This window comes from Nitrosopumilus cobalaminigenes, from assembly GCF_013407145.1.
Classification (GTDB): domain Archaea; phylum Thermoproteota; class Nitrososphaeria; order Nitrososphaerales; family Nitrosopumilaceae; genus Nitrosopumilus; species Nitrosopumilus cobalaminigenes.
Genome location: NZ_CP026993.1, coordinates 908,325 through 930,036 on the forward strand (window position 1 = coordinate 908,325; position 21,712 = coordinate 930,036).

General features: G+C 33.5%; 33 protein-coding genes, 1 tRNA gene and 1 pseudogene. 18 read left to right on the plus strand and 17 right to left on the minus strand.

What is annotated here, in order from left to right; translation table 11 throughout:
- Positions 1-4: 4 nt before the first annotated feature.
- Positions 5-139: a hypothetical protein gene (locus C5F47_RS09795; protein ID WP_281361066.1), complete on the plus strand. Its 135-nt coding sequence runs from the start codon at positions 5-7 to the stop codon at positions 137-139.
- Positions 140-169: 30 nt separating this feature from the next.
- Here the strand turns inward: C5F47_RS09795 and C5F47_RS05605 are convergent, their stop codons facing one another.
- Positions 170-829 (minus strand): Rho GTPase-activating protein, encoded by a 660-nt coding sequence (locus C5F47_RS05605; RefSeq protein WP_179360129.1) that lies wholly within the window; start codon positions 827-829, stop codon positions 170-172.
- Between the two features lie 161 nt (positions 830-990).
- On the opposite strand from C5F47_RS05605, the gene C5F47_RS05610 reads away from it, so the two are divergent.
- The 3 genes from C5F47_RS05610 to C5F47_RS05620 are packed head-to-tail and all read left to right on the plus strand — an operon-like array spanning position 991 to position 2,517.
- Complete coding sequence (locus tag C5F47_RS05610; protein ID WP_246271041.1) at positions 991-1,911, plus strand: carboxypeptidase-like regulatory domain-containing protein; 921 nt, start codon at positions 991-993, stop codon at positions 1,909-1,911.
- A gap of 47 nt (positions 1,912-1,958) precedes the next feature.
- Entirely contained in the window at positions 1,959-2,126 is a 168-nt protein-coding gene (locus tag C5F47_RS05615; RefSeq protein ID WP_179360130.1) for a hypothetical protein, read from the plus strand.
- A gap of 55 nt (positions 2,127-2,181) precedes the next feature.
- A complete protein-coding gene (locus C5F47_RS05620) occupies positions 2,182-2,517 on the plus strand; it encodes an arsenate reductase family protein (protein WP_179360131.1) in 336 nt (111 codons plus the stop codon).
- A gap of 3 nt (positions 2,518-2,520) precedes the next feature.
- On the opposite strand, the gene C5F47_RS05625 is transcribed toward C5F47_RS05620, so the two are convergent.
- Both C5F47_RS05625 and C5F47_RS05630 read right to left on the minus strand, forming a co-directional pair.
- Positions 2,521-2,763, minus strand: coding sequence for a hypothetical protein (locus tag C5F47_RS05625; RefSeq protein ID WP_179360132.1), 243 nt, complete (start codon positions 2,761-2,763; stop codon positions 2,521-2,523).
- 217 nt (positions 2,764-2,980) lie between these two features.
- Positions 2,981-3,322 carry a CxxC-x17-CxxC domain-containing protein gene (locus C5F47_RS05630; protein WP_179360133.1) on the minus strand — a complete coding sequence of 114 codons (342 nt, stop codon included), beginning with the start codon at positions 3,320-3,322 and terminating at the stop codon, positions 2,981-2,983.
- A gap of 95 nt (positions 3,323-3,417) precedes the next feature.
- On the opposite strand from C5F47_RS05630, the gene C5F47_RS05635 reads away from it, so the two are divergent.
- Both C5F47_RS05635 and C5F47_RS05640 read left to right on the plus strand, forming a co-directional pair.
- Positions 3,418-4,467 (plus strand): ABC transporter permease, encoded by a 1,050-nt coding sequence (locus C5F47_RS05635; RefSeq protein ID WP_179360134.1) that lies wholly within the window; start codon positions 3,418-3,420, stop codon positions 4,465-4,467.
- Complete coding sequence (locus tag C5F47_RS05640; protein ID WP_179360135.1) at positions 4,464-5,831, plus strand: ABC transporter permease; 1,368 nt, start codon at positions 4,464-4,466, stop codon at positions 5,829-5,831. Before C5F47_RS05635 ends, C5F47_RS05640 begins: the two co-directional genes overlap by 4 nt.
- Here the strand turns inward: C5F47_RS05640 and C5F47_RS05645 are convergent, their stop codons facing one another.
- The 4 genes from C5F47_RS05645 to C5F47_RS05660 all read right to left on the minus strand — a co-directional run bounded on the left by C5F47_RS05645 (position 5,832) and on the right by C5F47_RS05660 (position 8,283).
- Positions 5,832-6,143: a hypothetical protein gene (locus C5F47_RS05645; RefSeq protein ID WP_179360136.1), complete on the minus strand. Its 312-nt coding sequence runs from the start codon at positions 6,141-6,143 to the stop codon at positions 5,832-5,834.
- Between the two features lie 10 nt (positions 6,144-6,153).
- Entirely contained in the window at positions 6,154-6,495 is a 342-nt protein-coding gene (locus tag C5F47_RS05650; protein WP_179360137.1) for a hypothetical protein, read from the minus strand.
- 77 nt (positions 6,496-6,572) lie between these two features.
- A complete protein-coding gene (locus C5F47_RS05655; RefSeq protein WP_179360138.1) occupies positions 6,573-6,971 on the minus strand; it encodes a Mov34/MPN/PAD-1 family protein in 399 nt (132 codons plus the stop codon).
- 31 nt (positions 6,972-7,002) lie between these two features.
- Entirely contained in the window at positions 7,003-8,283 is a 1,281-nt protein-coding gene (locus tag C5F47_RS05660; RefSeq protein ID WP_179360139.1) for a coiled-coil domain-containing protein, read from the minus strand.
- A 76-nt stretch (positions 8,284-8,359) separates the two neighbouring features.
- On the opposite strand from C5F47_RS05660, the gene C5F47_RS05665 reads away from it, so the two are divergent.
- Together C5F47_RS05665 and C5F47_RS05670 are read left to right on the plus strand one after the other, a co-directional pair.
- Positions 8,360-8,812, plus strand: coding sequence for an SRPBCC family protein (locus C5F47_RS05665; protein ID WP_179360140.1), 453 nt, complete (start codon positions 8,360-8,362; stop codon positions 8,810-8,812).
- A 62-nt stretch (positions 8,813-8,874) separates the two neighbouring features.
- The gene (locus C5F47_RS05670; protein WP_179361801.1) at positions 8,875-9,210 is read left to right on the plus strand and encodes a hypothetical protein; all 336 of its coding nucleotides are present in this window, start codon (positions 8,875-8,877) and stop codon (positions 9,208-9,210) included.
- 156 nt (positions 9,211-9,366) lie between these two features.
- Here the strand turns inward: C5F47_RS05670 and C5F47_RS05675 are convergent, their stop codons facing one another.
- The 5 genes from C5F47_RS05675 to C5F47_RS05695 all read right to left on the minus strand — a co-directional run bounded on the left by C5F47_RS05675 (position 9,367) and on the right by C5F47_RS05695 (position 11,195).
- The gene (locus C5F47_RS05675; RefSeq protein ID WP_179360141.1) at positions 9,367-9,747 is read right to left on the minus strand and encodes a hypothetical protein; all 381 of its coding nucleotides are present in this window, start codon (positions 9,745-9,747) and stop codon (positions 9,367-9,369) included.
- Between the two features lie 66 nt (positions 9,748-9,813).
- On the minus strand, positions 9,814-9,990 hold the full coding sequence (locus tag C5F47_RS05680) for a hypothetical protein (RefSeq protein WP_179360142.1): 177 nt from the start codon (positions 9,988-9,990) through the stop codon (positions 9,814-9,816).
- Between the two features lie 23 nt (positions 9,991-10,013).
- Positions 10,014-10,247 (minus strand): Lrp/AsnC ligand binding domain-containing protein, encoded by a 234-nt coding sequence (locus C5F47_RS05685; RefSeq protein WP_179360143.1) that lies wholly within the window; start codon positions 10,245-10,247, stop codon positions 10,014-10,016.
- A 52-nt stretch (positions 10,248-10,299) separates the two neighbouring features.
- Complete coding sequence (locus tag C5F47_RS05690) at positions 10,300-10,947, minus strand: nitroreductase family protein (protein WP_179360144.1); 648 nt, start codon at positions 10,945-10,947, stop codon at positions 10,300-10,302.
- Between the two features lie 62 nt (positions 10,948-11,009).
- A complete protein-coding gene (locus C5F47_RS05695) occupies positions 11,010-11,195 on the minus strand; it encodes a hypothetical protein (RefSeq protein ID WP_179360145.1) in 186 nt (61 codons plus the stop codon).
- A 62-nt stretch (positions 11,196-11,257) separates the two neighbouring features.
- Between C5F47_RS05695 and C5F47_RS05700 the strand changes: the two genes are divergently transcribed.
- Positions 11,258-11,452 carry a hypothetical protein gene (locus C5F47_RS05700; RefSeq protein WP_179360146.1) on the plus strand — a complete coding sequence of 65 codons (195 nt, stop codon included), beginning with the start codon at positions 11,258-11,260 and terminating at the stop codon, positions 11,450-11,452.
- Positions 11,445-11,639, plus strand: a complete 195-nt coding sequence (locus tag C5F47_RS05705; RefSeq protein WP_179360147.1) for a YwbE family protein — start codon at positions 11,445-11,447, stop codon at positions 11,637-11,639. The genes C5F47_RS05700 and C5F47_RS05705 overlap by 8 nt, the downstream gene beginning before the upstream one ends.
- Before the next feature lie 49 nt (positions 11,640-11,688).
- On the opposite strand, the gene C5F47_RS05710 is transcribed toward C5F47_RS05705, so the two are convergent.
- Positions 11,689-11,844 (minus strand): hypothetical protein, encoded by a 156-nt coding sequence (locus C5F47_RS05710; protein ID WP_179360148.1) that lies wholly within the window; start codon positions 11,842-11,844, stop codon positions 11,689-11,691.
- Between the two features lie 444 nt (positions 11,845-12,288).
- Between C5F47_RS05710 and C5F47_RS05715 the strand changes: the two genes are divergently transcribed.
- Positions 12,289-12,489 (plus strand): Ada metal-binding domain-containing protein, encoded by a 201-nt coding sequence (locus C5F47_RS05715; RefSeq protein WP_179360149.1) that lies wholly within the window; start codon positions 12,289-12,291, stop codon positions 12,487-12,489.
- A gap of 145 nt (positions 12,490-12,634) precedes the next feature.
- Here C5F47_RS05715 and C5F47_RS05720 read toward each other — a convergent pair.
- Together C5F47_RS05720 and C5F47_RS05725 are read right to left on the minus strand one after the other, a co-directional pair.
- A tRNA-Ser gene (locus C5F47_RS05720) sits at positions 12,635-12,716 on the minus strand.
- Between the two features lie 43 nt (positions 12,717-12,759).
- On the minus strand, positions 12,760-13,026 hold the full coding sequence (locus tag C5F47_RS05725; protein WP_179360150.1) for a hypothetical protein: 267 nt from the start codon (positions 13,024-13,026) through the stop codon (positions 12,760-12,762).
- Between the two features lie 111 nt (positions 13,027-13,137).
- Here C5F47_RS05725 and fen point away from each other — a divergent pair, with 111 nt between their 5' ends.
- Entirely contained in the window at positions 13,138-14,157 is a 1,020-nt protein-coding gene (fen, locus tag C5F47_RS05730; protein WP_179360151.1) for a flap endonuclease-1, read from the plus strand.
- A gap of 38 nt (positions 14,158-14,195) precedes the next feature.
- Positions 14,196-14,726 (plus strand): PAS domain-containing protein, encoded by a 531-nt coding sequence (locus C5F47_RS05735; protein ID WP_179360152.1) that lies wholly within the window; start codon positions 14,196-14,198, stop codon positions 14,724-14,726.
- Here C5F47_RS05735 and acs read toward each other — a convergent pair whose 3' ends face one another.
- Positions 14,727-16,646 (minus strand): acetate--CoA ligase, encoded by a 1,920-nt coding sequence (acs, locus tag C5F47_RS05740; protein ID WP_179360153.1) that lies wholly within the window; start codon positions 16,644-16,646, stop codon positions 14,727-14,729. It lies immediately after the preceding gene.
- A 55-nt stretch (positions 16,647-16,701) separates the two neighbouring features.
- Positions 16,702-17,583, minus strand: coding sequence for a CdvA-like protein (locus C5F47_RS05745; protein ID WP_179360154.1), 882 nt, complete (start codon positions 17,581-17,583; stop codon positions 16,702-16,704).
- 133 nt (positions 17,584-17,716) lie between these two features.
- On the opposite strand from C5F47_RS05745, the gene C5F47_RS05750 reads away from it, so the two are divergent.
- From C5F47_RS05750 to C5F47_RS05770, 5 genes and pseudogenes are all read left to right on the plus strand, one after another.
- Positions 17,717-18,010, plus strand: a complete 294-nt coding sequence (locus tag C5F47_RS05750; RefSeq protein WP_179360155.1) for a hypothetical protein — start codon at positions 17,717-17,719, stop codon at positions 18,008-18,010.
- 32 nt (positions 18,011-18,042) lie between these two features.
- Positions 18,043-19,662: an FAD-dependent thymidylate synthase gene (locus C5F47_RS05755; RefSeq protein ID WP_179360156.1), complete on the plus strand. Its 1,620-nt coding sequence runs from the start codon at positions 18,043-18,045 to the stop codon at positions 19,660-19,662.
- A 36-nt stretch (positions 19,663-19,698) separates the two neighbouring features.
- Positions 19,699-20,100 (plus strand): peptide-methionine (R)-S-oxide reductase MsrB, encoded by a 402-nt coding sequence (gene msrB, locus C5F47_RS05760; RefSeq protein ID WP_179360157.1) that lies wholly within the window; start codon positions 19,699-19,701, stop codon positions 20,098-20,100.
- Between the two features lie 110 nt (positions 20,101-20,210).
- Positions 20,211-21,230, plus strand: a pseudogene (locus C5F47_RS05765) (homoserine dehydrogenase); the annotation flags it as partial.
- Positions 21,227-21,703, plus strand: a complete 477-nt coding sequence (locus tag C5F47_RS05770; protein ID WP_179360159.1) for a PUA domain-containing protein — start codon at positions 21,227-21,229, stop codon at positions 21,701-21,703. The pseudogene C5F47_RS05765 and the gene C5F47_RS05770, both read left to right, overlap by 4 nt.
- The last annotated feature ends 9 nt before the right edge of the window (positions 21,704-21,712 follow it).

The window sequence follows — 21,712 nt, forward strand, 5'->3', positions numbered from 1 at the left end:
CTTCATGAGCTTCAGTATTTTCATCATGGCAATCACAGCTGCAAAGATGAGTTTTATGATTGTTCATACAATCAATGCATTCAAAATGCTTTCTTGTTTCACAAGCTGCACAAATCATTCTACAACTCCTAAACAATAGGAGAATTTGAGCTTTTTCTCTGAGACATACCTAATATTCAACTTCACTTCTCTCAAGAAGACTACCAGTCAAATCAACATATCCTTGTGGATCAAGTTCCTTAGCAAAACCTTTGTCAATATTTATCAAAAATATAGAATGAAGATGGGCATTTAGAATATCATCAAATTCTACTGGAGGATTTTTGTAATAACGATCACATAGATCCTTTATTTTTTGCACATCCTCTTTTTTTCGAGCATTGGGAGGAAGTAAGAAAATTTTTGAAATGGGCAAAATACCAACTGCAGGAGTTGCCAAAGAAAACTTTGAGCAATGCTGACTGTATCTTGCAATCTTGCTCATTATTCTTGCAGAAAAATAATCTATTGTGTCCATTGCATGTTCTGGAGGAGTAAAGCCAGTTTCAATTTCAATGATGGTGTTTCCTCCGCCTTTTTTTGCAAAAATATCACAAACCAGAATGTCAGATACATCTTTTTCAACCTCAACAGCATAACCTCTAGAAATCAAAGTACTAGCACAAATCAATTCCAAAATAGAATGGTTGATTTTTACCAAGTTTTTTTTGTACATTCCAATCAATTGCGCTTTAACATAATTCAGTTTAGAAACATCATTTTCTTTGAGATGTTTTGAGAGTTTCCCACTCATCACATCTACATCATCTTGGAATTTTTTCAAATCCATAATTTAAGATAGGATGATTTTTGGGGTTTAAGAAGTAGTAGGGATTGTAAATTTGACCAAGCCCAAAGGTACGAAAGAAAGTAAATTACTCAATAAAAATTGAAAAATAGCGAATTTTTATTCATACTTTGTCTTAACTGCATAAATCAAAATCATGCCATGTGTATAACAAGCCTGTAATTATTGGATTATTTTCATTTTTGATGATATTTTCATTTGCACCTAGTTCTCAGGCAGAACTATGGGAATTTGTGGTTGAATTAGACATGGAAAAAGGAGTAGTCTATTCAGGAGATACAGTGGTAGTTACAGGCAGAGTAGTAGACCACGCATATGACCCAACTAGAGGAGTCGAAGTATTAATCAGAACAGGTGCAGATACCACCAAAGCATTTACAGATACAGATGGAACATTTAGAGGAGAATTTGTGGACTTTGAAAGAGTTCCAGGAACTTACACTGTCAATGTTATTGCATCATGGTATGGAATGACAGGATTGGCAAGTACAGAATTTCAAGTGAAAGGAGATAGTACCCCAGTATCACTATTACAACAGCAATTATCAACTGAGCAAGCAAGAAAATATCTCAGTTCAAATGAAAGTGACTTTGAAAAAGACCCCATAGGTCAAACATTATTCAAGTATTATCATGATTTACATGATCAATTAATTGCAGAGAAAAAAGAAGCTGCAAAGCCAATTGCTGAACAAGTTCTATTAGAGCAACAAAGAAGAATTGCAGAAAATCTCAAAAATCAAGCAATTGAGGAATACAAGCCAGGATATGGTACCTACGGAGGATACCAGTATGAGGATTACATTAGAGGATTGAATCCAGAAATCAGAGATTTGATAATTGAACAATTAGATTTTACAAGAAGCAACTTTGAGGAAGCTCAAAAAATTAAAAATGAAATTCTTGAAAACGGAGGCACAGCAGAAGAGGCAAGACAAGCATATCTTGATAGAATTTCAATTCCAAAAGAAACTTTGGAAAAATTCAATGATGAATATCTAAATGAAGAAACAGAAGATGAAACAGTAGATGAGGTTGAAGATACAACTTCAGAAGAAGAGTAGATAATTTCTACGCGGGCCTTATATTCAAAATTCCCATATTACAATTGATGAAAATAGATATCCCATTACCATGTCCCTCATGTGGAGGAAAAATGTATTCTGTCTCTTACGAGTCATCATTCTCAATCCTCAAAAAAAGAAGCTGGCAAGCATGTAAAGAATGCAGTTTTGAGAGGAATTCTGAAGAATTCAAAAAAACCATCTGCTGTGCATAGCAGCATTTTTCATTTTTCTAAAGGATTTTAATCCAACCTAATCAAACTAAATGGAATGAAAGTTTATCACAAATCTGCCTGCATTACGTGTAAAAAAGCCATATCAGAAGTGGAACGAATGAATGCAGATATTGAAAAAAGAGATTTTTTCAAAGACCCATTCTCTGAGAGTGAATTGAAAAAAATTATCAAAATGTCAGGTAAAAAACCCATAGAACTAATACGAAAAAGAGACAAAATGTACAAAGAACTTGATTTGGAAAATAAAAAGAAAACAGATTCTCAGATGATCAAACTAATGGTAAAACACCCAGGACTCATCTTACGACCCATCATCATAGTAAAAAACAAAGCATTTGTTGGAAAAGTAGATACTAAAAATCTAAAATAATTACTAAGAGTTTTCTTGTTTGAATATTCTAATTGCTTCTAAATGAGAGCAGTTTGCCTTTAGTCCTTTACCATGATGGAATTTATAGAAATTTTTGAATCCAGGACATTCACATGTATCAAATGTTACAAAGTAGGATTTCTCAGGATCTGATGATGATTTTATTTGAAACAAATCATCTTCAATTTTTACAACACCACCGCTTTCAACTAGTTTTTTGGCCTTTCGAATTGTGTTTGCACTCATAGAAAATTAAGAAAAAATCAATGTTTTATCTGTTATTTTTCACATGTTCATAAAATCTTTAAATGATATGATCGCGTATATACTACAGACGAGAGACTTGCTTTTCTGCCTTAGTGAAGCCTAGAATTCGTTTCACTCTCGTCTAATTAGATATTTGGCAAGATTGAAATTTTTAATTTAAAATAAAGGAGTTTTGAAATTTACTCAAAACGATTTTCTAATTTCTGTGATTTTGGAAGCACTCTCTGCAATAAACAGGTCTGTCTTCTTTTGGTTTGAATGGCACTTGGGTATCAGTTCCACAGTCACCACATTTTGCGTCATGCATTTCACGTGGTCTGTCATCTCTTCTACCAAATCTAGAGCCTCTGTCGCCACCAAATCCGCCAGATCTTCCACCAAATCTACCGCCACCTTGTCTTGGGGCTGGTTTGTGATTTTGGAAGCACTCTCTGCAATAAACAGGTCTGTCTTCTTTTGGTTTGAATGGTACTTGACATTCATTTCCACAGTCACCGCATGTTGCGGTATGCATTTCTCTTTCTCTATCAAAGGACATGTGTTTTCTAAATCTCAGTATTATCGTACAGTAATAAACTGTAGGAAAAAACATGTATTGTTATAAACTAATTCTCTTCCTTGAGATTATTGAGCATGAAAAAATATGTTGCCACAAGGGTGGCAACAATGTTTGGAGTTTTGATGATTACATTGCTAATTACAATTTCACTAGTCGGCTCCAATATGGATACCATACTAAAACAGGGTATTGTGTTTCAAGTAAGATCTGAGATTACAGAAAACCCAGCAATTGCTGAGAGCTTTTCATCAGTAGAAGAGTTTGACGTATTCATTCAGAGTCAAATTGACCAAAGAATTCAGACGCTGGGGCTTGATGAGCCGTGGTATTCCCCTCAACGAATTGGAATAACAATGTACAAAATTATGCTGTTAGACTTTGGACATGCAACATTTTTGACTAGTGATGAAGGATCGTCTGATGTCAAAGACATACTATTTGAGAAACTACCTAGAACCGTTTTACTATTTACAACTGCGACAATCATTATATCAATTATAGGGATTTTCCTAGGGGCATTTTCAAGTAGTAAAGTTGGTTCAGGGATTGATAGAATAACATCTAGTTTTGCAATAATTAGTTCTAGTTTTCCAGTATGGTGGATAGGAATGCTAATGATTTTCCTATTTGCATTCACATGGCAAATATTTCCTGCAAGAGCAACACCAGATATCCCGTCATCAGATCCTGCATATATTGGATCTCTACTATACCACATGGCATTACCATTAATCACAATTGTAATGATTGGTTTTGGTTCATGGGCATATCTAGTAAGAAATTTCATGGTCGGAATAATGCAAGAAGATTTCATAATGGCAAAGAAAACAATTGGAATCAAACAAAAAAGAATCATCTATACACATGCATTAAAAAATGCAGCACCCCCAATTGTTACAATTCTAGCACTTAGTTTATCAGGTTCACTAGGAGGAGCAATAATCACAGAAGCTGTTTTTGATTGGCCTGGAATGGGAAGGCTTTACTTTGAGGCAATCACTGTGATGGATTTGCCAGTAATTATTGGAGCAACATACCTGCTTACAGTATTTTTCCTAATTAGCATATTCATTGCAGATTTGCTATACGGATACTTTGATCCTAGAGTGAGGACAGGTCAATGACTAGTATTACTCCTCAAGAAATCAAACAAGAATTTCTCAAAAGCAAGATGGGAATTGCAGGAATTACAATTCTCGGAATTCTTGTTGCAACTTCAATTATCGCAATGGTCGCAATTCCAGTTGAAACATTTCAAGAGTGGAATAATCCAGGGAATTGGATTTCAAACCCCAAAGTAGCAATTCCAATTTGGGTAAATATTTTCATGACTGATAAAATCCCAGAGCACAAAATTCTAGAAGACCCATTAATTCAAAATATCTCTGAAGGCGAAGTGAATCTAACATCACACCAATTTGGAGTGAATTTTGATTATGACGAGTTTCCAAATGACTTTATCTATGAATTCTCATCAGAATATTCTGGTTCGCCACTATTACAAATGACAGTGATAAGACCAGATGGAATCAAACTAGATTTGCTAACAACATCTTTACCATATTCTGATGGAAAGACAAAACATAGTGAAAGGATTTTTTCAACTGATGACGCAATAAAGAAAAATTTGTCATTGCAATCAGATACTTTTGAATTTGCATTTGAAAGGATTTCTGCAGAAGATGTTGTATTTTCAAAAATTCAATCAAATGAGCCACTAAAGGGAAATTATATTTTCTCAATTGATTTGTACGGAATTAATTCAGAAAACCAAATTCAAGAATCAAATCTGATCATCGGAGGCAAAGCGTTTGGAATAATGGGTACTGATGAATTACGAAGAGATTTGGCAATTGGATTACTTTGGGGGACACCTCTAGCACTATTCATTGGATTAGTCGTGTCAATTGCATCAGTAATCATGGGATTGCTATACGGAGTGTATGCAGGATACAAGGGCAAAAAGACAGATGAAACAATGATGAGATTAAATGATGTCATCTATGCCTTGCCAGCCTTGCCATTTCTCATCATACTATCAGTTACAATCAGCAATAGCATCTTTGTGATGGTAGGGTTTTTGATGATTTTTGGATGGGTAGGCATTGCAAAAGTCTCAAGAAGCATGTCGCTTCAAATCAAAACTCGAGGCTATGTAGATGCTGCAACCATGATGGGTCAGAAAGATTCCAAGATCATTCTCAAGCACATTGTCCCTCAATTGTTACCATATGCATTTGCAAGTATTGCAATTTCAGTCCCAGCTGCAATTACCACAGAAGCTGGTCTTAGTTTTCTAGGATTGGGAGACCCCTCTTTTCCAACATGGGGGCAAATTTTGCATGATGCAAATACATTCGGAGCTGCTGCCAGAGGAATGTGGTGGTGGATTATGCCACCAGGAGTAATGATTGCAATCACAGGATTGGCTTTTGTGTTTATTGGAAACGCACTTGATGCAATAGTTAATCCAAAGTTAAAGAGATAGTCAGATAGAATAACTGCGGATAATATCTAAAGCAGCATCATTTAGTTTGATGGTGTATGTTAGAGAGTTTGGATCTTCTTTAGTTTCAGCCAAAGTTTCAGTGAATTTTACTTTTTCATCTTCAGTAGCACCTGCTTCATGGGCACATAGATTAAACGCCTTTAGATTCAGATTGTTCTTTAGTAAATGAGCAATGAATTTTTTATAATCCTCAGGGTTTGTCCAATCTGAATTTTTTTCAGAACATGTTGCAATCCACACATCAACAGAATTATGAAAAATTACCTTTTTACGAATCTCATCTAAGGACATTTTAATTCAGTTAAAAATCCGCTCTTTGCATTTTAGAGCCACATCTAGGACATGTGCCACCTTTGTGTTTGTTGTTACAAACTAGACATACGTATCGTACTCCACCGGAATTTCCTTGTGAACCCATTCCAAAGAATCCACCTCCACCGGTTCCAGAATCGCTACCATAACTTCCCATTTTACTCATTGCACGTCTTCTCATAATCATAGGGAGTAAGATGAAAATTGCCATTACTGCACCAATACTGAAATACCATGGAACGCCAAGCATTCCAAGTCCAATTTGTAATCCAATACTAAACACCAAAGAGGCACCTAGGAAAATATAATATCGTTTAAGCTGAGGGTTCAATTCAATAAAAGTATCTTTAAAACGGATATAAAGTTTCTTCAGTTTTATTCAGTCTGGACAGCATGGATTTTAGATAATTACTCTATCAAAAGTGGAATGGAACTTCCATTACTATCCCATGCGAAAATAGAATTATCATCATATGGAGATTTTACAATCATCGAAACAAGACCAAAGAAATTATGTAAATCAGTAACAGAAGGTTCAGCAGATCCGCTAGGATGAGAATGAACAATTCCAACATAGCTCATATCAAAAGGCAAGAATGAATGTGGAAATCCTGCAAAAGTTGGACCAGTTTCACTAAAGGGAGGAATTACGAGTCCATCTATTTTGATTTCTCCATTTTTTGATTTTCCTTTCAAAATCAATATTCCTTCATTAGGATGTTTCATTTGACAAAAAGACAATATGCTATCCAACACATCTTTTTTCAACAAAACTTTACGTTCAAATTTTTTCTTTTTGAATAACACAGCAAGTCTCTAGCTTTGAACTAATTTAATTTTAAGATGTCAAGATAGTATATCGTGTATTAGAGAATTCTCGGAGTTTTTGTTCAATTTCAGAGACTAATTCAGGTATTTTTGAATCAATTTCATCTATTTCACCTTGAAAAGTTTCAGATTTTAGCTGAGAATCTTCAAGAGAGGAGGTGTTTTTTGCAAGATCATTCTCCAAAGAAATCAATTCCTCAGGTTTTAAAGAAGCAAGTTCACTTTGAATCTCTTGATATTTTTTATGATATTCAGAAATTTGATTTACAAATCCATCAAGGGATTCTTCGGTTTCAGTAATCTGAGAAGATGTTTTTTCTACATCCTTTACAGAGATAGATCCTGATGATACTCCTTTACGGACATTTTCAAGAATTATAATTACAGAATCCTTATTTTCACTAGTCAACACATCAAAAGGTTCTGAAACCAATGTAGATAGAATATTTTTTTGGTCCTTATCTAATGAAGAAGCATATTCGTATCTACTCAAAGGACGAGAGATTTTTGTGAATTGTGTGTTTATTTGATTTTTAATTTTGGATTTTTCTTTACTAAATTCATCCAAAGTGTTTTTCAATGTTTGATATTTTTTGTAGTTCTCAGAGGATTTTATCTCGTCAATATTAGTTTGAATTGAAGAGATTTTCTCATTAATTGAAGTAAGATTTTCGGTAATTTCTGTAATTCTTTGAGATTTTTCTTTACGTAATTCTGTTTGATTGTTAATTTGGTTTATGGTATCAAGTATTTCTTCAGAAAGGGATTTTGTAGAATGGTAATTTTTTAACAATTTTTGGATTTCAGAATGATTAGAATTCATCACTTCAAGATTGCTTTTTAGCTGTGCGGCATATTTTTTGGCAAAAATATGAATGACTCTGGTTTGACGACCCAAGACATCGCCCACTTTTTTTAAAATAAGGTTTAGTGTGGAATTTAATTTTTCAGCATCTTCAAATGAAGATATTTTGGGTAATGAAACAACATCTTTTTTGATCATATCAATTACCTGTTTTTTACCACGAACCACGATAATTGCAAGATGTTTGTCAATATCATCAATATTGAGACTATCTTTCTCCAAGACATTTCCAATTTTTATCAAATCGTCAATTAAGGGCATAGTACTATTTCTCAAACTGTTTATTTCAGAGAGAGTTTGGGTTTTTCTCAAAGTGCCAAGGTCAGATATAATTTTTGGAACATCTACAAGGGAGATTTCTTTATTTTGTGGAATTTCTTCTGCAGGTTTTTCCTCTTGTTTCTTTTTACCCCATCCAAAGACCATTTGATTTTATTTCCCTCAGGGGATTAAAAATGATTGTCAACTAAAATTTAAAATTCACCATAATTCAGAGATAGACATGGTAAAGAAATCATTCCAGACAGGAACAGTGAAAAAAACAATCAAAATCAAAGCATCTAAAGACAAAGTTTGGAAAAAGATTAGTAATATTGCAGGATTGCCTACATGGGTAGTAGACGTTAAAAAAACAGTTTACCTTTCAAAAAAGAAAAAAGATGTAGGAGCAGTAAGATTGATCACTTTCGAGGATGGAAATCAAATTGAAGAACATGTGGTTGCATGGAAAAAAGGGGAATATTTCACCTATATTGCAACTGAAGGATTACCGTTAAGAGCATATGTTGCAACAATTTCAATCAAAGCAAAATCAAAGAATTTGGTTGAATTAACATGGCAATCATATCTCAATAGTCAAAAAATGACTGAAAAGGAATTTCTGGAATTCATTGTATTCATGGGAGCATTTTATGAGGCATCTCTGGAGAACCTAAAAGTATCTCTTGAAAAATAACACTAGAAAGCAATCAGGTCAAAGTGTAAATACGATAAATTAAGAAAAAAATCATGGGCGATATGAGATTCATCATTATCGGCATTGTGCTAATTTTTGTGGGATTTATTATCCTAGGAGGTTTTGGTGGAAATTATCAAGCTGCAACTCTAGAATCAAATGAATTTGGAACATGTTATGAATATTCAGATGATGCACCACCAGCTGAAATTAATTGCTCATACAAAATATTTGATCAAACGGTATTCTTTGCACTAATCATAGGATTCATCGGGGCAGGTATTTTTTCCTTGATTAAAGGAGTCAGAGGAGATTGGGACAGTAAGGTCAAACCAGAAGACATTGTAGGTCCAGGAAATAATCAAAATGGAAATTCTGATGATTCCAAAAAAGACTAGAATTATTTTTTAGATTTTAATTTCTTATAATCTTCAGGACTTTCTTCGGCTAATCTCTGATAGTATACTTCTTCATATGGCATATTTCTTCAGTATTGTATTACAAAATTTGCATTTAAGCTTGAAGAACGATTTGTACTAGTCTAGGCAGAAAAATTAGGATTCAGATTCAATAAGATTTTTCATAGAATTAAACATCTCACCAATCTCAGTCATTCTAGTATCAAACTGCTCATCAGATAATTCATCAGGTTTGTTCAAAGTGATGATAACTTCAGAAACATCTCCATTTGATACAACCCTCATTGGGACATCCCAAGAAGATTCTTCATCCACATATTGGTGGTCTAAAATTCCCAAAGACTTGTTTTCATTAAATTTCAACATGGACTTTCCATGAGGTCCAGTAAAGGACCACCAGCCAGAATCATTAATTTTAGCATCAGGCATCATTTTAGGAGGCATTTTCAGGATTGCATCAAATGCATCACCAGTCTTCTTTTCCACAGTAATGGAAATAGTCCTAGATCTGACCATAGTAGAGAAATCAAATGATGATTAAAAAGGATATAGTAGTAATCATAGGAAGTAGTGCTACTAGAACTATTTGTTTAGAAATTCTTTAATCTTCTTTAGATTTGTAACATTAGATTCATGAAACATCACCATTGATTCAGATAAGGAGTTTGGCAAGACAGTTTTGAGGTTATCAACTAGTTCATCTCCACTAGTAATCATATTATCAATAAGCTTGTCAATCTCGTTTTTGTCATCAGCCATTTGAATAGAGTAAGGACCTAGTCTTAGTTATCTTTTTTTATCAAAGTAGCAGTAGAACGTACTTTTTTTAATTTTTGAATATTCCAAGAAACAATCTCACGGATTTTTTCAAAATTCTCTGCTTGTAATTTCACCATCATGTCATGAGTACCAATGGTTTCAAAAACATCTGCAACTTGTTCAATCTCTTTTAGTTGTTCAATAATTTCAGCTTCAGCACCTAATTCACAATTTAACATCACATATGCATCAGTCATAAAATAAACAATAATCAATGATTATTTAAAGATGGAGAATTTTAGGTAAAGCTTACCATGTAACATGAACCAAATCTTTAAGATTTCGTCTTGGTTTAGGGAATTTTGTTTGTTCAGGATAGCCAATACACAATACAGATGATGGCACAAGATCAGTTCCTATTACATCCATAACTTTTTGCTCATCAAACATTCCAATCCATATTGAACTTAATCCCAAAGCCTGAGCTGCCAATTGAGAATATCCAGCAGCCAGAGTTGCATCCTGAATAGCAAATTTTTTCAGAATATACTCTGGAAAATCAAATTTTACTCTAGAGGGATTTTTACAAAAAACCAAAACTATTGGGGCGTCAACATAGGGCTGTTTGTTACAAGCATCAACTAGAAGTTTTTTCTTTTCAGGGCTTTTGATGTAAAAGATTTCAAATCCTTGAAAATTACCTGCAGTAGGCGCAGTGTCAGCTGCTGCAATTATTTTATCAACTTTGGTAGTTTCAACGGGTTTATCTGAAAACTTTCTTGTAGAACGTCTTTTTGCCATTACGGCAAACAAATCAGTGTCCACAACTTCAGAAGGGCCAGATTGTAAAATGAGATCTAGTAAGTTATTCCGTACATTATCATCAGTAGCTTCAGAAGTTATTTCTGGCTCATAACCTTGAGGATAGATTTTTTCTCCATCATTTCCTGAACTCATAGAAAGAGTACAAAAAATATCCTATTAAAGAATTAGAATAATCTCAGAATTGAAAAGATCACTCATTCTGCTTCAAACTTGTCACAGCCAGATGTACAGGGTTTGTTCATTACTCCCTCACATGCACCTAATTCATTATGCATTATACGATGATGGCCACAAATTTTACATTTTTCTCGAAAATGTGAAATTAATTCAGCAGTTGAAATGTTTGAATCTTGAATTTTTGATTCAGTTTCACTAGTCATGAAGATTTTCAGCAATCAAGTTAGTTTAAACATTTTGAACAGAAAATCTAATACACCATAAAATGCAATTTTCAATATTGGTTGAGTCAGATCAAGATAAATATGAAACAATAATGATTGAATCAAAAATCAGGGAAGGGGTTTTTCATAAAGTCGTCAAAGATTTGGAAAGTGGAAAAGCTGTTTCTTGTTCTTGTAAATGCTGGAGCAAAGGAAACAAGCCATGTGTAGGCATGAGAACTATTGGTTATGAGTAGCCCCCCACCCAGAAACAAATTGACAGTTGGTATGATGGTTCAGATTATACAAAAACATGATCAACGTACAGGAAATCTAACAGATGGAAAAGTTAAACGAATTCTTACTTCTAGTCATTTTCATCCTCATGGAATTAAAGTAGAATTAGATTCTGGAAAGATTGGAAGAGTTCAAAATATCATTTGAGGTAAAATGAACTAAGGCATTCTAGAAAAAAGAGCAAACAAAGGTGAAATTACTCTTTATAATGAACTATCAAAGAATTTTCCATTACCGGCATCACTGCAATTATGTTATCACCTTTTTCTGCTAGAAAGTCATTTACCACATCTTGAAGATATACTCCTTTGGACAGTGTCTTTGTTTCAAAATAACGAATTTTATGAATCATCTATATTTGATGAAACTAATGTGTATTAAGAATTCAATCACATACATGAAATTATAGATTCTAAATCTTGCATCCCATATGCCAGGGCTTTTATGATGTGTTTTCTTATAATCTGGATGGCTGATTTTATTATTTGTTCAAATTGTGGTTTATCTTATTCTACACAAGAAAATGAATTATGTAGTCATTGTGGATTTACCCTTAAAGAAAATTAAATTTCTTTACATACCTAAAGCAAACCAGTTTATAGTTAAGATAACATCACGAAGTAGATTGATTTTTTGTAATACTGTTCAATTTAGAATCCTCCCGATTCAAATCCATCTGGGCTCAATTAATGATTAGATTATCAGGTCTTAGTTATTGTGATTATAACAGATCCATACATAAAAAATTTCTTTTTTCACAAAGTGGTTTGAAATTAGATAACGAGCAAAAAGTATCATGACAGGTCATATGGGAGATAAAGCAAGGATGATTGTACACAATTTAGCAATGATGTCTCCAGATTGCAGAATTTATGATGTAAAAAAAGAAAATATGAAATATTTTATTCCTGACACTCTTGTTCAAGCAAAAAAAGAAGGTTTTGTTATGTGTGAGCAATGTAAAGAAACTACTAATAGAATAAGTCAAAATGATTAAAAAAAAATGCGACAGATGTGGTTCCGTTTTAGGAGAAGAAAGTAGGAAAACAAAACAACATTTTTGTGGCAAATGTAAAAAGAAATTTCAATTATATCAATAAATTACTAATTTTAAATGAATAATCTCTATAGATAGAAGATAACGCCGAGAGAGGGATTCGAACCCCCGCACGCTTGCGCGTAGCCGTTTTCGAGACGGCCGCCGTACTACTTGGCTATCTCGGCATCTATTCTGAGAATACCTCCATAATAAAGCGAATTGATAAGATTAAATTTTATCAATATCAAATAATTCATCTTTGAATTTCTTTTTGATTTGATCCTTTGTTCTATTCCATTCATCTTCAGTTACAGAATCTGTAAAAATGGAATGGAATCTATCAAAACTTGAATCATTTAGAATTGAAATGATTTCATGTTTTTCAGATTCAGAAAAAGGAAAGTATGAGATAATTTTGGATGCAGAGTCATTAGAATCAGAGCGTATTTCAAAAATTTTATCCTGTAAATGATCTGGAAATTTTTCTTGAGGCATTCTAAGTTTTGAATAATTTGCATATTAAAACCGATTTTAAAATTATGCAATACAATTACCGATCAATTTGAAAGGATAAACACAAAATACCTGAAAACATCAAGAATTCTCATGGGATTAAACCTAAAAGAATTGGTGATAAGAGAGAAAACAACTCTAGAGGCATTTTCAAATAAAGTGATAGCAATTGATGCTTACAATGCAATTTACCAGTTTTTGGCAAGTATCAGAGGACCGGATGGATTACAACTAACAGATGCAGAAGGGAGAATTACCAGCCACCTAAGCGGATTATTATACAGAAATGTGAATTTCTTATCACTAGGAATTAAACCAGTTTATGTTTTTGATGGAAAACCCCCATCACTGAAAACTGCTGAAATTGAGCGCAGAAAACAAATCAAAAAAGATGCCACTGTAAAATATGAAAAAGCAGTTGCAGAAGGAAATATGGAAGATGCAAGGAAATTTGCACAGCAAACAACTAGCATGAAAGATGGAATGGTAAAAGACTCAAAAGAATTTCTAACATATTTTGGGATTCCATACATTGAAGCACCATCAGAAGGTGAGGCAACTGCAGCTCATCTAACAAATACAGGTCAAGCATATGCATCTGCCAGTCAAGATTATGATTCTATTTTATGCGGGGCAAAAAGACTAGTAAGAAATTTCACCAGTAGCGGAAGAAGAAAAATTCCAAATAGAAATACCTACATTGACGTATTACCAGAAATTATTGAAACTCAAAAAGTATTAGATTCCATTGAAATGACAAGAGAAGAATTAATCGATGTAGGAATTTTAATTGGTACAGATTTTAATCCAAACGGATTTGAAAGAATTGGCCCAAAGACGGCAATGAAACTAATCAAACAACATTCCAGATTGGAAGACATTCCCCAAATTCAAGAACAGTTAGAAGAAATAGATTTTCAACAAATAAGAGAGATATTTCTAAATCCAGAAGTTGCAGATGTGGATGAAATTGTATTCAATGATGTCGATCATGAAGGAGTAATGAAATATCTTAAAGAAAGGAGTTTTTCTGAGGATAGAATTCAATCAACTCTAAACAGATTAAAAAAAGCTTTAGAGAAAAAGAGTCAAAATCTCGATCAATGGTTCTAAGATTTCAATTTAATAACTAGTCAATCCAATTTTAAAAAATGCCTCAAACTGAAGCAAGAAAGACACTCAAAGATGCCCCAGTTATGTGGAGAAGAATTAACTCCATAGGCGTGATTTTGGACTGTAATTCAACATATGCTGCAAATCTAGGCTACGCAAAATCAGAAATCATAGGAAAAGCAATCTTTGAGCATGTCCCTAAAGAATCCTGGGAAGACATGAATAATTCTCTAAAAATTTGGTTTGAGACAGGCAAGGTAACAGATAGAAAAATTACATTCAAAAAGCAAAACGGAGATACATTTTCAGGATTATTGCAAGCAACAAGTCTTTATGACGAAAACAAAAACTTGCTTGGAAGTAATACAGTAATCTTTGATTTAGAACAAATGACAGATGAAAAAATTAAAGAGTATCAAGAATTTTTCAAAGAATCAAACAAAAGATTAGATGACATTAAAGAAAAAGAATATGATCAACTAGATGAGAATTCAAAATCAGAGTATGATGGATTGAAGAAAATGTTTGAAATGCTATCTTCAATTAATTTAGAAGAGTTGAAAAAATAATTATTTTAAATTTTCTTTAATTGATTTTTGGAGTTCGTCAAAAACTTGTTTAACTTCAGTTACAGCAGCACCGTCTTCGAGTGTACTAACATCTCCAATTTGTTCATTATTACCAATTGCCTTTAGTAATCTTCGCATAATTTTTCCACTTCGAGTTTTTGGTAATTTTGAAACAAAATAGATTTGTTTAGGAGTAGCAATTGCGCCAATATCGGTTCTAATTTTATCAACTAGTTGTTTTTCTAAAACATTAGAATCATTTATCACACCTTGTTTTAAAACTACAAATGCGATTATCACCTCACCTTTAATTTCATCAGGAATCCCACAAGCTGCAGATTCAGCAACATCAGGGTGAGAAACCATACAACTTTCAAGTTCGGCAGTCCCAATTCTATGACCGGCAATTTTTAGAACATCGTCGGCTCTTCCCAATAACCAAAGATATCCATCATCATCTTTTAGAGCATAATCTCCAGGATAGTAACAATTCTCATATTTTGACCAATAGACAGTCTTGTATTTTGCATCATCATTCCACAAAGTTAAGAGCATTCCAGGCCAAGGATTTTTGATTACCAAGTATCCTTTGGTATTTGGAGCAACATCATCACCATTTTCATCAACTACAGTGATATTCACGCCTGGAATTGGGCGCGTTCCAGATCCAGGTTTTAGAGGAATTGTCTCAATTCCAGGAAGAAATGAAATCAACATACCTCCAGTTTCAGTTTGCCACCAAGTATCGATGATGGGACATTTTTCCTTTCCAATGGTTTTGAAATACCATTTCCAAACTTCAGGATTAATCGGTTCACCGACGGTTCCAAGCAATCGTAAACTTGAAAGATCAAATGAGTTTGGAATGTCATCTCCAAATTTCATAAACATCCTCAGGGCAGTAGGAGTAGTGTAAAAAATTGTAACTTTGTATTTTTGTAATATATCCCACATTCTCGATGCATCTGGAAAATCAGGTGCACCCTCATACATCACTTGAGTTGCACCATGAAGAAATGGAGCATACACAACATAGCTATGTCCTGTAACCCAACCAATATCAGCAGTACAGAAAAAAATATCTGAATCTTTAATGTCAAAAGCCCATTTGAATGTAGAATGTAAATGAGTTAGATACCCACCAGTACCATGTAAGACACCTTTTGGTTTTCCTGTGGTTCCAGAAGTATACAATATGTAAAGAGGATGATCACTAGGCAATTTTTCAGCAGGACATGAATCAGAAACATTATTCATTAATTCAGTCCAAAGTTTATCTTTAGAGGTAATGGAAATTTTATTTTTTGTTCGCTCAAGAACTATGACATGCTCTACAAAATCAAGTTCTGTAATTGCATCATCAACAACATCTTTGAGTGGAACAATTTTTCCTCTTCTATATCCACCATCAGCAGTTATGATGACTTTGGATTTTGAATCAAATACTCTATCTTTGATTGAGGTTGCACTAAATCCAGAAAAAATCACAGTATGAGTAGCGCCAATTCTAGCACACGCCAACATTGCAATTGGTAGTTCTGGAACCATGGGAAGATAGATTGTTACTCTATCACCTTTTTGAACACCAAGGGATTTGAGAACATTTGCAAATTTTTGGACTTGGATGAATATTTCCCCATAGGTAATATTTCGAGAATCCCCATTTTCACCCTCCCACAAAATGGCAGATTTTGAGGATTTGGTCTCCTGATGGATGTCCAGGGCATTGTACGAGGCGTTAATCGTGCCTCCAACAAACCATTTTGCAAAAGGAGGTTGCCAATCAAGGGTTTTCTCCCAAGGTGAAAACCAAGACAAATTCTTGGCCTGCTCATCCCAAAAGGATTCAAAGTCAGAATCAGCCTTTTTTCTTAAATTATTATCATTATTTCCTAATCCAATTTCAAATGTCTCTGACATCAAAAAGTGTATGAAGTTAGATCTTTCTAAATGTTAAAAAAATAATTTAAAAAAATTATTGTGCTTCCATTCTAGCAAGCCAATCGTTATCATTGTCGTCTTTTGAAGTATCTGCTGTCACCTGTTGGGGTGGTTCTGGAAATGCAAATGTTACCTCAGATTCAGTAGGAGGTTCTGGTATAGGGGTACTAGGGGCCTCAATTGGTTCTGAAGGTATTATTGTTGATTCGACTGGTACTTCTGGAAGTATTGTCTGAACTACTTGTTGTTCTTGTTCAGAAGTCTCCAGATATGAACGGGCTGATTCTTGGATGTCTGGTGTTGGAGGGGCTGTTATCTCTTGCACTTCCAATTCAAGGTCTGCAATTCTACTCTTTACATTTGCGATTTCTGCGGTTTCGTGAGTTACATGCTCAATTACCTCAGTTGTGCATGATTTCACAGTCTCAAATGTTGCATCAGAGATTTCATTGCTCTTGTATTGTACTTTTGCATCAAACGATAACATTTTTGCGGACTTCATTTGATCATTTAGCTCAGTCAATCTTGCCTCAAGAATTGCTTTGATTTCGTGTTCTGTTTCATCTAATGATACAAGTTTTGACTTGTATTTTTCATGAATGATTTCTGCATCTGCTTTCATGTCATCATTTTCAGAAACTATGTCAATCAATGCTTTTAATCGACGTAGAGTTAATTGTTTTTCTCGAATGAGTCTTTGTGAGTCTAGTCTCCATTTTGGAATGAATATAACAACTTCGCCTTGAACTACTAATTGTTCATATTGGATTTGCTGTAATCCTTGTGAACCGCAGTCAATGCCAACGGATTGAATACTTCCGTCAATATCTGTTATTGTTCCTACGACTTTACCCATGAATGTTCCGTACATGTCTTTGACATTTTTACCGATAATTTCGATATCGTCGTTTGTCATGTGTGATAGTTTAGAATTTTGTATAACCGACAAAGTGTAAGAAATGTTTTTAGTTTTAGTAAGATTAAATTCACAAACTCAAAATCGGCCCATTTTTAGCAATTTTAAAATTTAGAGACAAAATAGTAGCCTCATGATTCAAAAAGAAGAACTTGAGCAAATTTTGAATTTTGTTGCAAGTAGATGGATTGAAGCTCCAAAAGACCCAAACAACAAAGCAATGGAGACATTGCCAAATGATTTTTGGATGAATTCAATCGGCGGCAAAACTGCCAAAAAAGGATATTGGGTTACAACTTTGATGTATACCGAAAAAGAAGAAGATGCCGAAGCCTTCAAACAAGTATTACTTAGATGGCAAGCAAAAGGTCAAGACAAAGATAGAGACAAAGGCCCCGATCTAATTCAAATTGGAAAAAAGAAATAGAGTATTAATAATTGTGAATCAACAGAACGTTATTGTCTGAGTTCTCAATTAAAGAAAAAAAAATTCTATCAGATCACTTTTCAAATACAGAAGGAAATGTCTTTGCAATAATTACTCCACGGCAAGTTGATCGTGGTGCATTGATGTCACGATATAGTAGAACTGACAAAAGTATGAGACGAATATTTCTTGACGAATTTTTACAAAACAAAAACAGAGGTGAGGAATTTTACAATCGAGTACTTTTAGAATATGGCGATGATTCAGTTGCAGAGTTAGGTGAAGCACAGATTGCAATTGAAGGATTGTCAAACATTGCAGTAAAAAAAATTGAAGATAGAAGAATTGGATTGTCATATTTAGAAAAATCTTCAAGATATGTTGCATGGAATAAAAAAGAAAATGGAAAGTACAGATTTTACAGAGATCCTGAAATTATGAAATCAAGATATGCAGACATGTATGAAGAAAGTTGTAATTTTTCATTTGACATTTATTCAAAAAATATAGAACCTATGGTGAATTATGTCAGAGAAAAATATCCAATAGAAAAATATAGTTTTAAAGATTCCAAAGACGGAAAAGAAAAATTATTTTCTAAATTAAAAAATGAATCAGACATAAAATCAGCAAATATGATTTATCGCGGTTCAACAAAAGCTAAAGCACTAGATATTCTTAGAGGATTACTACCAGCATCCACATTAACTAATGTTGGAATAACTGGGAATGGACGAGCATTTGAATATCTTTTAACAGTTCTAGGCTCATCTGAGCTAAAAGAAGAGCAAGAATTAGCCTCAAAAATCAAGAAAGAGCTTGACACTACAATCAAATCATTTGTCAGAAGAGCAGACGACAAGTATGGAAAAGCATTCCAAAAATATCTCAAAGATATTAAAAATAAATCAAAATCAATCACTGCAAAAGAAATTAAATCAAATCCAAAAAAAGGAACAATAACAAAACTTGTAGATTATGAATCAGAAAAAAATGCTATTGACAAAATAATTACCAGTATTATGTATGAGCAATCACCAAGTACTTCTTATCAAAACATTTTCCAACAAGTCAAAAAAATATCAAAGGAAAAGAAAGTCAAAATAATTAATGAATTTACAAAAATTCGAACAAATAGACGCCATAGACCATCAAGAGCATTTGAAAATGTCTATTATACATTTGATTTGTGCAACAATTATGGGATGTTCAGAGACTTTCATAGACACAGGGCATTAACTCTTGAAAGACAACTACTAACAACAGATCATGGTTACAATATGCCAAATGAAATTAAAATTCTTGGAATCGAAAAGGATTTCAAAGATAGTATGAACAAAACAAAAGAAACATTTGATAAAATTAGAACAAAATATCCTGAACAAGGACAGTATGTTGTAAACTTTGGATACAACTATCCATACTTCATGAAATTCAATTTAAGAGAAGCTTGTCATCTGATTGAATTAAGAACAGTCCCACAAGGACATGTAGATTACAGAAGAGTTGCACAACAAATGTTCAATCAAATAAACAAAGTTCATCCGAATCTAAGTAAAATTATGAAATATGTAGACATGAAAGAATATGATTTAGAAAGATTTGAATCTGAAAAAAGAACAGAAGAGAAGAGAAAAAAACTGAAAAAATAGAAAAATATTCTAATATTTGAAAGAGAGAAGAACAGTATGGCAGAAAAAATAGAAAAAAGCCCAGAAGAATGGAAAGAGCAGTTAACACCAGACCAATATGAGATTTGCATAAACCATGGAACAGAGCCACCATTTTCTGGAAAATACAACGATACAAAACTTGAAGGGAATTTCAAGTGTACTTGTTGTGGAGAAGAACTTTTTTCATCAGATTCAAAATTTGATTCAGGTTCAGGATGGCCAAGTTTTTGGAAACCAATATCTGAAGACAAAATAGAATACATTTCAGACACAACTTACGGCATGGTTCGTACTGAAGTGAACTGTAAAAAATGTGGAGCACATCTTGGTCACGTATTTGATGATGGTCCAAAGCCCACAAATGAAAGATATTGTATAAATTCAATTTCACTTCAACACGAAAAAGACAAAGAATGACAGTCACAAAATAATTGACATGATAAATTCAAAAATATTTAATAAAACGCAATTAATCATAAGAAAATCAAGAGAAATAAAATGAGCTACAACAATACTTCAAAAAGGAAAGAAATGATTTGAGAATAATACTGTGTGGATTTGGGGTAGTAGGTCAAAGCCTAGTTAAATTATTTGATTCAAGATCAGAGGATCTTTATGCAAAATACGGATTAAAACCAAGAGTTGTAGGAGTGTTTGACAGTAAAGGAAGTGCAGTAGACAAGTCAGGATTAAATTTCAATAAATTAATTGATGTAAAGAAAAAATTTGGCACTGTAAAAAATTATGCAGATACCCAAAATTCAATGTCAGGAATAGACATGCTCAAAAATATCGAAGCTGATGTACTTATTGAGACAACTGCAAGTAATTACAAAGATGCAGAACCAGGGATGACCCACATTACCACTGCTATGAAAAAAGGAATGCATGTAATTTCAGTAAATAAAGGTCCATTGGCTTTAGCATTTCCATCACTACTGGAGCTTGCAACATACAATCAAGTTATGTTCAAATTTAGTGGAACCGTAGGTGGGGGAACCCCAATTCTAGACTATGCTAAAAATAGCCTTAGTGGAGAAAGAATTACATCATTTGCAGGAATTCTCAACGGTACAACAAATTACATTTTGACAAATATGGGAACAGGTGTATCATATGAAGAGGCACTAAAAGATGCAAAAGACAAAGGATACGTCGAAGCTGATGAAACTTTGGATTTAGATGGATTAGATGCAGCAGCAAAGCTAGTCATTTTGGCAAACTGGATAATGGGAATGAAAGTTACATTGCCAGATATCAACTGTACAGGAATTCGTAAAGTTACATTAGATGATATCAATAAAGCCGCAAAAAAGAATTCTTCAATAAAATTAATCGCATCATGTAACAAAGAACTAGTGGTAGGTCCAAAAGAAGTGTCTACAGACGATCCTCTATGTGTCAATGGAACACTAAATGCAATTGCCTTTACTTCAGAGCATTCAGGCACTCAAACAATTATCGGTAAGGGTGCAGGAGGCATGGAAACAGCTAGTTCAATTCTAAGAGACTTGTTAGACATCAGACAAGAGATTGCAAGAGATTGAAATCAAATTTAATTTCAAAAAGTGAAACTTCATCACTTTTAAAAACAGTTTCAGAAAGATGGGGAATTGAAATTCCTAAAATGAAAAATGTGAAAGTTCATCAAATTTTAGATGATGCACAAATAATCACAGGTGATGGAATAAAGATACTAAAAGTAGAAGATGATTATTTACCATTTTTATCAGAAACAGAAATGTTGAAAAAATTTCCAGCAGTTACAGTAGATATGGGCGCCGTCAAATTCATGTGTAAAGGTGCAAATTTGATGCGACCAGGAATCAAAGAGTTCGGAGAATTTGAAAAAGACAAGTTGGTTTGCATAGTAGAAGAATCACAACACAAATTTTTAGCAGTAGGTAAATCACTAGTATCAAGTTCAGAATTAGAAAGTATGGAAAAAGGCGAAGTCATTAAAAATATACATTATATTTCAGATAGATTCTGGGAAACAGGCAAAACGATTTACGATTAAATATTTTTA